Origin of the sequence: Marinobacter sp. S0848L, assembly GCF_023016065.1 — a bacterium.
Taxonomy (GTDB): Bacteria; Pseudomonadota; Gammaproteobacteria; order Pseudomonadales; family Oleiphilaceae; genus Marinobacter.
Window position 1 is genome coordinate 337,104 of the sequence record NZ_JALKAQ010000002.1, and the last position, 12,858, is coordinate 349,961.

11 protein-coding genes are annotated in these 12,858 nt (G+C 53.3%); 4 read left to right on the forward strand and 7 right to left on the reverse strand.

The features are described 5' to 3' along the window. Nucleotides 1–14: 14 nt before the first annotated feature. From MWU64_RS04660 to gloB, 6 genes are all read right to left on the reverse strand, one after another. Nucleotides 15–1,613: an ABC transporter ATP-binding protein gene (locus MWU64_RS04660; protein ID WP_247061778.1), complete on the reverse strand. Its 1,599-nt coding sequence runs from the start codon at nt 1,611–1,613 to the stop codon at nt 15–17. A gap of 1 nt (nt 1,614) precedes the next feature. After that, a complete protein-coding gene (locus MWU64_RS04665; RefSeq protein WP_247062068.1) occupies nt 1,615–2,634 on the reverse strand; it encodes an ABC transporter permease in 1,020 nt (339 codons plus the stop codon). A gap of 5 nt (nt 2,635–2,639) precedes the next feature. Continuing rightward, entirely contained in the window at nt 2,640–3,725 is a 1,086-nt protein-coding gene (locus MWU64_RS04670; protein ID WP_247061780.1) for a microcin C ABC transporter permease YejB, read from the reverse strand. Between the two features lie 46 nt (nt 3,726–3,771). Continuing rightward, entirely contained in the window at nt 3,772–5,601 is a 1,830-nt protein-coding gene (locus MWU64_RS04675; RefSeq protein ID WP_247061789.1) for an extracellular solute-binding protein, read from the reverse strand. A gap of 12 nt (nt 5,602–5,613) precedes the next feature. Next, nucleotides 5,614–7,308, reverse strand: a complete 1,695-nt coding sequence (locus MWU64_RS04680) for a LysM peptidoglycan-binding domain-containing protein (RefSeq protein WP_247061791.1) — start codon at nt 7,306–7,308, stop codon at nt 5,614–5,616. Between the two features lie 176 nt (nt 7,309–7,484). Next, nucleotides 7,485–8,279, reverse strand: a complete 795-nt coding sequence (gene gloB, locus MWU64_RS04685; protein ID WP_247062070.1) for a hydroxyacylglutathione hydrolase — start codon at nt 8,277–8,279, stop codon at nt 7,485–7,487. 102 nt (nt 8,280–8,381) lie between these two features. Here gloB and MWU64_RS04690 point away from each other — a divergent pair, with 102 nt between their 5' ends. The 4 genes from MWU64_RS04690 to MWU64_RS04705 all read left to right on the forward strand — a co-directional run bounded on the left by MWU64_RS04690 (nt 8,382) and on the right by MWU64_RS04705 (nt 12,235). After that, complete coding sequence (locus MWU64_RS04690; protein WP_247061793.1) at nt 8,382–9,182, forward strand: class I SAM-dependent methyltransferase; 801 nt, start codon at nt 8,382–8,384, stop codon at nt 9,180–9,182. Next, nucleotides 9,182–9,625, forward strand: coding sequence for a ribonuclease HI (rnhA, locus tag MWU64_RS04695; protein ID WP_247061795.1), 444 nt, complete (start codon nt 9,182–9,184; stop codon nt 9,623–9,625). The genes MWU64_RS04690 and rnhA overlap by 1 nt, the downstream gene beginning before the upstream one ends. A gap of 38 nt (nt 9,626–9,663) precedes the next feature. Next, a complete protein-coding gene (gene dnaQ, locus MWU64_RS04700) occupies nt 9,664–10,374 on the forward strand; it encodes a DNA polymerase III subunit epsilon (RefSeq protein ID WP_247061797.1) in 711 nt (236 codons plus the stop codon). 154 nt (nt 10,375–10,528) lie between these two features. Continuing rightward, nucleotides 10,529–12,235, forward strand: coding sequence for a chemotaxis protein (locus tag MWU64_RS04705; protein WP_247061799.1), 1,707 nt, complete (start codon nt 10,529–10,531; stop codon nt 12,233–12,235). A 77-nt stretch (nt 12,236–12,312) separates the two neighbouring features. On the opposite strand, the gene MWU64_RS04710 is transcribed toward MWU64_RS04705, so the two are convergent. Further along, complete coding sequence (locus MWU64_RS04710; protein ID WP_247061801.1) at nt 12,313–12,627, reverse strand: SCP2 sterol-binding domain-containing protein; 315 nt, start codon at nt 12,625–12,627, stop codon at nt 12,313–12,315. Nucleotides 12,628–12,858: the final 231 nt, after the last annotated feature.

Sequence of the window (12,858 nt, forward strand, 5' to 3'; positions counted from 1 at the left end):
CAAAGGGGGTAATGTCAATTGGTCGTAGTGCTGTAGAAAAATGCCGCGTTCAGCAGCTCCCGTGTGTAGGTTTCTTGGGGCGCCCGGAAGATAGTTTCCGCGTCGCCGTATTCGATTACCTCACCATGTCGTAATACCAACAGCTTGTGGCTGAGCGCACGAACAACACTCAAGTCGTGACTGATAAAAATATAGCTTAGCCCATACTGGGCCTGAAGTTCTTGCAGCAGCTCAATTACTTGTTTCTGAACCGTGCGATCAAGTGCCGATGTCGGTTCGTCCAGAATGATCACATCCGGTTGCAAAACCAGCGCGCGGGCTATCGCAATACGTTGGCGCTGGCCTCCGGAAAACTCGTGAGGGTACCGGTGGCGAGCATCAGGGTCTAGCCCGACATCGTTCAGGGCCTGAATGACCTTAGCATCGTGTTGTTCGGTATTGGCCTGGTCGTGAATCTGGAGCCCTTCTTTAATGATTTCGGCCACTGACATGCGTGGACTTAAGCTGCCAAAAGGATCCTGGAACACAATCTGTATGCGTCGGCGCCAAGGTCGAAACTGCTTTTGTGACAAAGGCGATAAATCGGTGCCGTCGAGGTGAATAGAGCCGGTGCTGCCGGTTAGCTTGAGCAAGGCATGGCCGATGGTGGTTTTACCGCTGCCGCTTTCCCCGACAATGCCTAAGGTTTCGCCGCGGCCGAGTTGCAGGCTCACGTTTTTCACCGCATGGAAGCTATTAGTGACTTTACCCAGCAAATTCTTCTTGAGTGTGAAGGATACGTTCAGCGCCGCAACATCGAGTAAAGGCTCTGCATTGGTCTGAGCGGATTTTGGTTGTTCAGGAGGCTCCGCATCAATCAAGGTCCGGGTGTAGGAGTGCTGGGGCGAGGCAAATAAGCGTTCGGTTTCCGCTTCTTCAACCTTAATGCCTTTTTCCATTACCAATACCCGGTCGGCATAGCGTCTGACTAGGCTAAGATCGTGGGTGATCAGCAGCATCGCCATACCAAGTTTCTTCTGAAGCGATTTGAGAAGTTCCAGAACCTGCTTCTGTACCGTTACATCCAGCGCGGTCGTGGGTTCGTCGGCGATCAGGAGTTCCGGCTCGTTGGCCAGTGCCATGGCGATCATCACCCGTTGCTTCTGGCCGCCGGACAACTGATGCGGGTAGCTCGCCAAGCGCTGTTCCGGGTCAGGAATACCAACCAGATTCAGCAATTCGACACAGCGTGCGCGTGCTTGCGGCCCACGCATGCCGAGGTGAATCTGAAGGGTTTCTGAAATCTGTTTCTCAACGGTGTGCAATGGATTGAGAGAGGTCATCGGTTCCTGAAAAATCATACTGATTTTTCGGCCTCGAATGGTTTTCATGGCTTTTTCGGAAGCCTCAAGCACATTGGTGCCCTGAAACAGAATCTTTCCGGAGGGATAGCTTACGTGTCGTTCGTCCAGCAGCCGGAGCACCGAAAGTGCGGAAACCGATTTGCCTGAGCCGCTTTCGCCGACGACCGCCAGCGTCTCGCCCGGGCCAATCGACAGCGAAAGGTTCTGCACTGCGAGAGGGCCGTTATCAAACTGTATGGACAGATCCGAGATGGTTAACAAGTCGCTCATATCAATTCTTTCTCGGGTCAAAGGCATCGCGCACGGCTTCTCCGGTAAACACCAGAAGCGTCAGCATGAGTGACAGGGAAACGAACGCTGAGATGCCTAGCCAAGGCGCGTGCAGGTTGGCCTTGCCTTGGGCAATCAGTTCACCAAGCGAAGGTGAGCCCGAGGGCAGGCCGAACCCTAGAAAATCGAGCGAGGTGAGGCTGGTAATAGCGCCTGCGAGAATAAAGGGTAGAAAGGTGAGGGTGGCCACCATGGCATTCGGCAGTACATGACGGAACATGATATGCCGGTTCTCCAGCCCCAACGCTCTTGCAGCCCTTACATATTCAAAATTTCGCGCTCTCAGAAATTCCGCCCGAACCACGTCTACAAGCCCCATCCAGCTAAACAGCAACATAATGCCCAAAAGCCACCAGAAATTGGGTTGAACAATAGCTGACAGGATAATCAACAGATAAAGCATGGGCAGACCGGACCAGATTTCCAGAAACCGCTGGCCAAGAAGGTCGATTTTGCCTCCGTAATAGCCTTGAATGGCCCCGACCGCCACGCCGATAACGCAACTGACCAATGTCAGCGTGAGCCCGAATACCACAGAAATCCGGAAACCGTAAATCACTCTGGCGGCCACGTCCCGGCCTTGGTCGTCTGTGCCCAGCCAGTTGATGGCACTGGGAGGCGCCGGGGATGGCACCTCCAGGTCGTAATTGATGGTGTTGTAGCTAAACCGGATCGGGGGCCAGAGCATCCAGCCATTGGCATTGATTTCGTCGGCAATAAAGCTGTCGCGGTAATCCGCTTCGGTTGGCAGGAACCCGCCGAAGGTGTCCTCTGGAATGGTCTGCGCTACCGGGAAGTACCAATCGCCGTGGTAGGAAACAACCAAGGGCTTGTCGTTAGCAATCAGTTCGGCGCAAAGGCTGATGCCGAATATCAGAAGAAATAGCCAGAGTGACCAATACCCGCGGCGGTTATTGCGAAAATTACGCACACGACGTTGTTGGATGGGGGAGAGTTTGATCACGGTTACGCGCCCTCCCGGCTTTCAAAGTCGATACGCGGGTCTACCAGAACATAGGTGATGTCGCTGATGAGTTTGAGCAGAAGGCCCATCAGCGTGAAGATATACAGGGTGCCGAATATGACCGGATAATCCCGGTTCAAGGCTGCTTCGAAACCAAGCAACCCAAGACCGTCGAGTGAGAAGATTACCTCGATCAGCAGCGAGCCAGTGAAGAATAACGAGACAAGCACGCCGGGTAAGCTGGCAATAACAATTAGCATGGCGTTGCGGAATACGTGGCCATAAAGAACTTGTTTCTCGTCCAGCCCTTTTGCCCGGGCGGTCACCACGTACTGTTTGCCAATCTCATCCAGAAAGGAGTTTTTGGTCAGTAGGGTGAGAGTGGCAAAACCGCCGATGACGTTGGCCGTGACAGGCAGCGCCAAGTGCCAGAAGTAATCGGCTACCTTCTGGTACCAGGTCATGGTTTCGAAGTCAGGTGAGGTTAGCCCCCGCAGAGGAAACCAGTCGAAATAACTGCCGCCGGCAAACAGAACGATCAACAAAATCGCAAACAAAAAACCGGGAATGGCGTACCCGACTACAATGGCCGAACTGCTCCAGACATCGAACCGGGAACCGTCGTTTACTGCCTTACGAATGCCCAGAGGGATGGAAATCAGGTAGATCACCAGGGTTGACCAAAGCCCGAGGGAGATTGAAACCGGCATTTTATCGATAATCAGTTCGACGACGGAGCGGTCCCGGAAAAAGGAGTCGCCAAAATCAAAGGTAGCGTAATCCTTCAACATCCCCAAAAAACGTTCGTGTGCCGGCTTGTCGAAACCGTACCGGGCTTCCATTTCTGAAAGCAGCTCAGGGGGCAGGCCGCGGGCACCCCGGCTTTCGCCCGACGCTGACGATACTTCGCCGCCCATGTCACCACCACCGGCCCGGGCCAGGGTACTGCCGCCCAGACCTTCCATTTCGGCAATCAGCTGCTCGATCGGTCCCCCGGGCGCGGCCTGCACGATGATGAAGTTGAGCAGCATTATTCCGATCAGAGTCGGAATAATAAGCGCCAATCGCCGAAGTATGTATGTACCCATCTAGGGAAGGAATCCTTTCATCACGGCTTGGTTCATGGCGGGCCGTTTAGCGGCCGACCCACCAGTTGTTTAGATCGATACCGCTATCAGGGGTAACGTCGGGCCGCTCAAGGTGGTTCCAATAGGCCACTCTGTCTTTGCTCAGGTGCCAGTGAGGAATCACGTAATAACCATGCAGGAGCACATGATCCAGCGCGCGAACCCGATGCACCAGTTCGTCCCGGTCGGGCGCCTGAATCACCATACCGATCAATTCATCGACAACCGGATCGTTCACGCCAATGGTATTGCGAGAGCCTTCAACATCCACGTTCGAGGAGTGCCAGTAATCGCGCTGCTCGTTACCCGGCGAATCGGATTGAGGAAGAACTTGCGTGATCATGTCGAAATCAAAGCTCCGGACGCGACGGATGTACTGACTGGTATCAACCAGACGTACGGTCACATCGATACCGAGTTTCTTGAGGTTCTGGGTAAACGGCAATACCACGCGCTCAAAGCTTTTTTGAGCCAGCAGGATTTCAAACGTCAGCGGCTTGCCGGTTTCTTTGTGAACCATTTTTCCGCCCTTAATCCCGTAGCCGGCTTCGGTCAGCAGCTTTAACGCCTGCTTCAGGTTGTCACGCACACTGCGGGATTTACCGGTGTCAGGCGGGGTGTATACCTTGTTGAAGACGTCCGGGCTCAGTTGCTCTCGGAACGGCTCCAGAATCTCCAAAGTGCGGCCAGATGGCAGCCCGGTAGCGGCCAGCTCACTGTTCTCAAAGAAACTGTCGGTGCGGGTGTACTGGCCATAGAACAGGTTCCGGTTTGCCCATTCAAAGTCGAAGCCGTAGGCCAAAGCTTCACGCACTTTCGGGTCTTTAAACACGTCCTTTCGGGTATTGAAAATAAACCCCTGCAAGCCGGTTGGGCGGTGGTGTTCGATCGCGGCTTTGGTGATCGAGCCATTTTCGAACGGCGGGCCGGTGTAGGCGGTGGCCCAGTTTTTCGCTGACGTTTCTTGCCGGAAATCGAAATTGCCCGCTTTGAACGATTCCAGCGCCACCGTGTCGTCGCTGTAGTACTCGTAGGTAATCTTGTTGAAATTAAAACGGCCCTTACGGACAGGAAGCTTGGCTGCCCAATAATCGGGCACCCGTTCGAACGTGAGGGAACGGCCTGCATCAAAAGACGAAATGCGATAAGCGCCACTGCCTACCGGTATGTTGAGCCCGTTGCCTTCAAAGTCACGGCCTTGCCAGTAGTGGGCTGGCAACACCGGCATTTGGCCGATAATCAGGGGCAACTCGCGGTTCTCTGTTTCACCGAAATCAAACCGGACCCGGTGGCCGCCTTCGACCGACACACTTTCGATATCGGAGTAATAGTTACGGTAAAAGGGATGGCCTTCCGTGGTCAGGATACGGAAGGAAAAGGCTACGTCTTCGGCGGTAATCGGTTCGCCGTCCTGAAAGCGGGCTTCTTTCCGCAGGTTGAAAATAACGTAGCTTCGGTCTTCGGGTACTTCCAGACTCTCTGCGATCAACCCGTAAGCCGAGAAAGGCTCGTCATCGGATGCCACCATCAGGGTATCGTAGACATAGGTGCTGATGCCGGCGGCAGCGACGCCTCTGACAACAAAGGGGTTGAAGCTATCGAAACCGTTTGCGACGGCGCTCAGTTTAAGATGGCCGCCTTTTGGGGCTGTCGGATTCACATAGTCAAAATGATCGAAATCCGACGGGTATTTCACTTCCCCGTGCATGGCAATTCCGTGCACGGGAGCGGGTGTGTCCGTTATAGGGCTGTCTGCTTGTGAAACAAAAGAAGTGACCGTTAGGGCCAGTGACGTAACCAGTCCTGCCAGACTCGGTGCTTTACGTATTTTTGTCATAGTTCTCGCACGTTATGGGCTGTTTCTTATGTCAACGTAGAGTACCAGACTTTGGCCGGGTTGCAGATAACGGTTGGTATTAAGATCGTTCCATGATGCGATGTCACGCACATTCACGGAGAAGCGGGATGCAATTGTCGACAAAGAGTCGCCCTTTCGCACCCGATATCCAACTTTACGAACCATGGCTTTACTTCTGGCATTGCTGGCAACGGTTTTGGGTTGCTTAACTTTGCTCCAGATAACCAGTTCCCGGCCGGGGTGAAGAGGGTCCCCGGGCGCCATGCCGTTCCATGCGGCCACTTCGCGCACGCTCACACGGTGTTCACGTGCAATGTCCCAGAAAGTATCTCCCCGACGGACGGTATAGCGTACTTTATTGCCTGAGCGTTTCCGTTCCTGTTTGCGCTCGAGTCGCTGAGACTGGCTCAACGCATAGGCGTCTGAACTCTTGGTGGAAGAGGGAATCAGCAGCTGCTGGCCAATGCGAATCATATCGCCCTTCAGCTTGTTCACCTGACGTATCACAGAAGTAGTCGTTGAGAAACGCTTAGCGATGCTGCCCAGGTTGTCGCCTTTAGAAACCTTATAGTTTTGCCATGAAACTCGTTGATTCTCTGGGAAATTCGCCAGCGCAGTGCGGAAAGTCTCGGCGCTCTGTGTTGGTACCAATAAACGGTGAGGGCCGTCGGGATTAGTCGCCCAGCGGTTGTAAGACGGGTTTAGCAGGTAAATTTCGTCAATATCGACACCTGCAAGCTTGGCCGCCTGGGCAAGATCCAGTTGTGAGCCCGTTTCGACCACCTCGAAATAAGGCTCGTTCTTGAGTTCCGGTAGCTGAATGCCATAGGCGTCAGGATTGTCGATCACCTTAGCCAGCGCTAACAGTTTCGGAACATAGTGCCGGGTTTCTTTTGGCAATCTAAGCGACCAATAGTCCGTTGGTTTTCCTGCCTTGCGATTCCGGCGCATTGCGCTGGAAACCGTGCCACCACCGGAGTTATAGGCCGCCAGAGCCAGCGTAAAATCGCCATCGAAGCGCTTCGCCAAACGGTCCAGATAGGTGAGGGCAGCGTCGGTGGATGTCAGCACATCCCGACGATCGTCATGCCACCAGCTTTGCGTCAGACCGAAGTACTTTCCGGTAGACGGAATAAACTGCCAGAGCCCTGCCGCGCGGCCATGCGAATAAGCGAAGGGATCAAACGCGCTTTCCACCACGGGCAGTAGGGCCAATTCGGTGGGTAATCCCCGAGCTTCGGCCTCGCTCAAAATATGATGCAGGTATCGGGCGCCTCGCTCAGTGACTCGTTGAATGTAGCGGGGGTTACGGGCATACCAGTCAAGCTGGGCTTGCATCCGGGCGTTATCAACCGAATGGTCCATGGCGAAACCCGCGCGCATGCGGCTCCACAGATCTGTTTGCACAAACTCATCGGCACCGGAGGACTTAGGTTCGTCGAGCTTTTTTCGAGCGGATTTGGCTTTGGCTTTTAGGTCGGCCGAAATGGCATCATCCAACGGCGCATTTGCGGCAAGATCTTCTTCGGAGTCGATCGCCGCGATCAGTTCGTCGTCGCCCTGAGCCACCACAACGCGTTCAGATTCAAGAGGGTTGCTGTGCCAATTTTCGAATAACGGGCTACTGCTGCAGCCAGCGGTTAAAGAGCTGGTAAGCAAGACCAATGACAAGCGATTAACCGGCATAACTAGGCTTCCGGGAGGTTGCGCCGGACGTTGGTGCCAAGGTCCGGCGTAAAGATAAATACAATGCTACAAACACAGTTCGAGCGAGATTCTATGGGACGGGTTTTGAGGCGGTCAAGGCAAGTGATGTTACCGCTTTGAGAGGTAGTGTTACCCCGCCTCAAGCGTGGTGCGTATCAGAAGTGATCTTTCCCATGCCGAACGGCCGCAAATACTTCAGCCGGGTTGGTTACCGATAAACCGTGTTCTGCACCATAGGTTTCCGCGGCTTCGATAACCGAAGGGTCGTCCCAGCGAAGGAAAAGGTTAAGTGCTTTTTCTTTTTCCAGGCTGGAAGGTACTGTCGGCTTGCCGGCTTCTCTGGATGCCTTGCATGCCTGCTCGAACTCGATCAACCCCGAATCCTCGGGCAACCAGTGGCGAGCAAAGCGCAGATTGGCAAGGGTGTATTCGTGGGCGCAATAGATGAGCGTGTTACCGGGCAACGTGAGCAACGCCGCAAGAGAGCGGTGCATTTGCTCCGGAGTGCCTTCAAATAATCTGCCACAGCCGCCAATAAAGAGCGTATCGCCACTGAACAGAGCGGGCGAGCCGTCAATGTGAGTCTCGGTAAAATAGACAATGTGATCCAGGGTATGCCCCGGGGTAGCCGTTACCGTAAAGCGTATATCCTGCCATTCCAGGTGATCGCCATGGCTTACGGTCTCAGTCACATTGGTAAACGGTGATCCTTCCGGACCGACAATTCGAACACCCGGTTGGTATGTTTTTAGTTCAGCAATACCGCCAACGTGGTCCGGGTGATGATGAGTAACCAGGATGGTGTCGAGTGTCAGGCCGGCTTGTTCCAGATAATCTATGACTGGTTGCGCCTGCCCCGGGTCCACCACAAGGGCTTTACCTGTTGATGAGTCTGCAAGGCACCAGATGTAGTTGTCTGAAAACGCCGGAATAGGGTAAATACTAAACATCATGACCACATGTGCTTGATGGATGTGCCTGTTATCATAAAGCAACAGTGCGCCTATCCCAAGGTGTCCGATACCAGGGCCACAGGAGTAGAGGATTAAACCGTGAAAGACTCTAGGCCGGTAGATTACGTAGCACGCCACGAAAGTTTTGAAGTTTGGTTCCAGAGCCCGCTAGGGCGAGCTTTGCTGGCCAGTCAGCGGTGTGTGCTCGATAAAGAGCTCGGTGGGCTGACTGGCGCCAGACAGTTGCAAATTGGCTTAAGCCACCGCTTGCCCTTGGCCACCGGTACCGATTTTGTGCAGCGTATAATCACTACGCCCGCATGGAGCCCTAACATGCCCGATGGCGTGGCCGTGTGTGATTCGGATGAGTTGCCATTTCCGACCGACTCAATCGATTTAGCGATCTTGCATCATGCCGCAGATTTTTCTGATGATCCTCATCAGGTATTAAGGGAGGCGGCAAGGGTTCTGCGTGGCGAGGGCGTAATGGCGTTGGTCGGGTTTAACCCGCTGGGGTTGTGGGGAGCTCGCAAGCTGATCTCCCGCCATCATCAGGGCCCTTGGGGAGGGCGTTTTATGATGCGGTCGCGGATGGAAGACTGGCTTCGGTTGCTCGGCTTCACGGTTGAATCGTCTGCCACCTATTTTAATCGGCTACCAGTGCAGAAGCGAAATGTTGCTGCCAGCACCCGGGCGCCTTCCGCTAAACCCAATATTGTTCCTGTTGGCGCCTATTACTGTATCCTTGCGCGCAAACGGGTACCGGCGCCCGTACAGCGAGGCGTAAATTGGCGCAAAAGCAAAGTTATGACGCTTCCCGGTGCAGTAGGTGCGTCAAGAGGTTGCCTGAATAGGGTGCCCGAAAATCACGATAACAGTAACCATTCACCGGAGTTCTAATGGCAGGCAAAGTAGTGATGTACACCGACGGCGCGTGTAAAGGTAACCCCGGGCCGGGTGGTTGGGGGGTGGTGTTGCGATACGGCGGTGCAGAGAAAAAACTGCATGGCGGTGAGCGCGACACTACGAACAACCGAATGGAATTGATGGCCGCCATTCAGGGGTTAAAGGCGCTAAACCGTGCCTGTGATGTTGAGCTGTATACCGATTCTCAGTACGTCCGAAAAGGAATCACTGAATGGATGGCTGGCTGGAAGCGAAACGGCTGGAAAACATCCGCTAAAAAGCCGGTCAAGAATTCAGATTTGTGGAAAGAGCTGGATGCAGAATCGGCGCGTCACAACGTCAACTGGCATTGGGTCAAAGGCCACGCAGGCGACCCCGGCAACGAAATGGCTGACGAGCTTGCCAACTTGGGTGTCGAAACCGTGATGAGCCGCTAAAGTAAACACAGCAGAGTATGTTCTCCGGAAGGTAAGGCATGAGACAGATTGTACTGGATACAGAAACCACGGGTATTGATCCCAACGCAGGGCACCGGATTATAGAAATCGGTTGTGTGGAGGTTGTTGAGCGTAAGTTAACGGGGCGCAACTACCACGTTTACATCAACCCCGAGCGCGAGGTTGAGGCAGAAGCCATTACCGTTCACGGCATCACTAACGAATTTTTGCAGGACAAACCAAAATTCGCAGAAATCGCCGATGAGTTTTTCGCCTTTATTGAAGGTGCTGAGCTGGTTATTCATAACGCGGCGTTTGACGTCGGCTTTATGGATTCCGAGTTTGCCCGCCTTAAACCGGTGCGGAAAACGGCTGACCATTGCGGCGTTGTCGACACCTTGGCCATTGCCCGAAAGAAACATCCTGGCCAAAAGAACAACCTCGATGCGCTGTGTAAGCGTTACGGCGTAGATAACTCGAACCGGGAGCTTCACGGCGCTCTGTTGGACGCCGAAATACTGGCCGACGTTTACCTGCTAATGACCGGTGGTCAAACCGCGCTTTCGCTCGACGCGGACTCGGGCGAGGGCGGTGGCGTAACCGGGATTCGGAGGTTGTCATCGGAGCGAGTGCGCTTGCCGGTGATCGAAGCTACAAATGATGAGATTGCAGCGCATAATGAAATGATGGATCGGATCGAAAACAAGGCGGGGACGACCGTCTGGGGCAAACTTAGTGCCCCAGAGTGAGATCTGTATCTAACTGTACTAATTGTTACATTTCAGCTTTCTTGAGCTACTTGAATTTTGTGTTATAAGTAATGATAAGTTCGCGAGTTTTATGCGAATTGATAATGTTCATGCACAGGAAGCGGTAGTCTCCGCAACGTAACAGGAAGCGTTTATGGTCCAATCGTCTCTTGCGACGAAATCGCAGTCGTTTGATCTGGTTAAAGGTGAAATTGAACAGACCATCAAACAAGCGGAATCGAGCCTTGAACGCTTTCAGGAGAACCGCGAAAGTGGAGAAGATCTACAAAACTGTGTCGATTATCTGAATCAGTTACGCGGTATTTTCCTGCTCGTTGAACTTCGCGGCGGAACACTGATTTGTCAGGAAGCAGTGAATCTGGCGAATGACGTTCCCGTGGGTGCCAACGACGACAAAAACATCTTGCTAACGACGCTTAATAGCGCATTGTTCACTTTGCGTCGATACGTTGAGTATTATCACCAGCAACGTGTTGATCATCCCGAGCTATTGCTCCCCGTCATTAACGAGTTGCGCGAAGCCCGAAAGGAAAAACCTTATCCGGAGTCGTGTTTCTTTGACGTAGATGTACGTGAACGCCCGGATTTTTGTTGCGATGTGGCTCTGCGGCCTAACGTTGAAGACGACGCTGAATATGAAGTGTTGGCTCGTCGCATGCGGTTAACGTTCCAGGTAGCGTTGTTGGGCATACTTCGGGACCAGAACGAAGAGGTCAGCAAAAAACTGATCGCTCGTGCTGCGCGTGGCTTTGCCCGCCTCTGCCAAGGCGCGCCGATGGGGCAGATGTGGTGCCTTCTGGCGATCACAGCAGATGCTATGCTTGATCGGGCAATGGGTTTCAGTAAGGCTCGTAAGCGTTTGCTGATGCGTCTTGAGCGCTACACGCGAGAAATTGTGTACGTGGGCAAAGTTGCAACTGCCAAAGACGCGCCGGATTCAATTGTAAAAGATCTGCTGTATTTGCTTTACCGCAGTGGCTCTGCCAACCCTGAAATCAATAAAGTGTTGCAGAGTTACAACTTGCTGCCTTCTGATTTCCCCGACTCCATGATGGAAGCACATTCCCGCCGTTTGTACGGGCCGGGAACGGATGTATTGAAATCGTTGTCGGATGCTTTGCTGGATGAGTTGAATCAGCTTAAAGACAAACTCGATATCATTGAGCGGGGCATTGAGCCGGACCTTGCAGAGCTGTCCTCCATTGCGGATGCGCTTGAACGGCTTGCCAACACGCTGGTGATGCTCGACCTTAACCGTTTGGCGAGCATTTCCCGGGGTGAAGCTGGCAAACTTCGTAAGTGGGAAACCGAGAACCGCCTGCCAGCGGAAGAAGAGCTGTATCAGCTGGCGGATTCGGTTTTGGGGGTAGAAGATGCGGTGATGCAAATTGTTACCCGCGGCATTACTTCTGAGACGGATGCGTTGGCGGGGGCCAACAGTCGAGCTGAAGAGTCGGTCTATCTTCAGGAAGCGATCTGGGTCGTTACCGAAGAAGCTCGTGGCGCGTTAACACTCGCAAAAAGGGCGATTACGGCGTTCATTGAATCGGATTACGATAAGCTGCATCTGGCGAACCTGCCGGGCACTCTACGCAGTATATGGGGCGGCTTGATGATGGTGAGTGACCCCGCCGCTGCCAGTGTAATTGCGCGTGTGGCTGACTCTATTCAGAACCAGCTTCTGGATGCGAGGGAAGCGCCATCGAGTTCGGTGTTAGAAGCGCTGGCGGATGCGTTGACCTCGTTAGAGTATTACATTGAGAGCCTTGGCCGCCGTGAAGATAGCAATGTCGGCTTGCTCAATCTGGCGGAAACGTCATTGGCAGACGTAGGCCTGTAAGTTTGATAGGCAAAACGTCAGACACAAAAAAAACCTGCGAGTTGCGCAGGTTTTTTTATGGAACTTACGAAAAGGGCTTAGCCCATGTCGAACAGTTCACCCAGCTTGGTGGCCAGCATCATGTCGCCTTCGGCGCGCAGCTGACCAGCCATGAATGCTTGCATGCCGTCAGTTTCGCCAGAAACGATGCCTTCCAGAGTTTCGGAGTTCATGATCAGGGTAACAGAAGGATCTTCGTGAGCGCCTTCGTTCAACTTGCAAGAGCCGTCTTTGATTTCCAGGTTGTACGTTTTGTCGTCTTCGATATCAAACTGGAACACTAGGTCCATGCCCTGTGCTGCGTCTGCGTTGAAGTTCTTTTCCAGCTTCTCAAAAATCTGTTCTACAGACATTAGTTATACCCTTTTTGGTGATAGTCTTATCTTTAATTGGCGGATCAACAACCCGAGCGAAACGGACTCTGTGATAGCTGGGTATCGCCGACCTCAGTATTCGACTTTATGGTTACGGCCGGAGCATGTCAAGCTTGATCGAACGCTTGTTTTAATTTGATTCGGGCTTATCAGTTAAGGTGCGACAGAGTACACTCTGGGGTTTGCATAAAGCGCACTGGAGACTGCATT

Coding starts and splice junctions, on each gene's coding strand:
- MWU64_RS04710 (WP_247061801.1), bottom strand. CDS start 12,627: ATGTCTGTAGAACAGATTTTTGAGAAGCTGGAAAAGAACTTCAACGCA.
- MWU64_RS04670 (WP_247061780.1), bottom strand. CDS start 3,725: ATGGGTACATACATACTTCGGCGATTGGCGCTTATTATTCCGACTCTG.
- rnhA (WP_247061795.1), top strand. CDS start 9,182: ATGGCAGGCAAAGTAGTGATGTACACCGACGGCGCGTGTAAAGGTAAC.
- MWU64_RS04675 (WP_247061789.1), bottom strand. CDS start 5,601: ATGACAAAAATACGTAAAGCACCGAGTCTGGCAGGACTGGTTACGTCA.
- MWU64_RS04660 (WP_247061778.1), bottom strand. CDS start 1,613: ATGAGCGACTTGTTAACCATCTCGGATCTGTCCATACAGTTTGATAAC.
- MWU64_RS04705 (WP_247061799.1), top strand. CDS start 10,529: ATGGTCCAATCGTCTCTTGCGACGAAATCGCAGTCGTTTGATCTGGTT.
- MWU64_RS04680 (WP_247061791.1), bottom strand. CDS start 7,308: ATGCCGGTTAATCGCTTGTCATTGGTCTTGCTTACCAGCTCTTTAACC.
- dnaQ (WP_247061797.1), top strand. CDS start 9,664: ATGAGACAGATTGTACTGGATACAGAAACCACGGGTATTGATCCCAAC.
- gloB (WP_247062070.1), bottom strand. CDS start 8,279: ATGTTTAGTATTTACCCTATTCCGGCGTTTTCAGACAACTACATCTGG.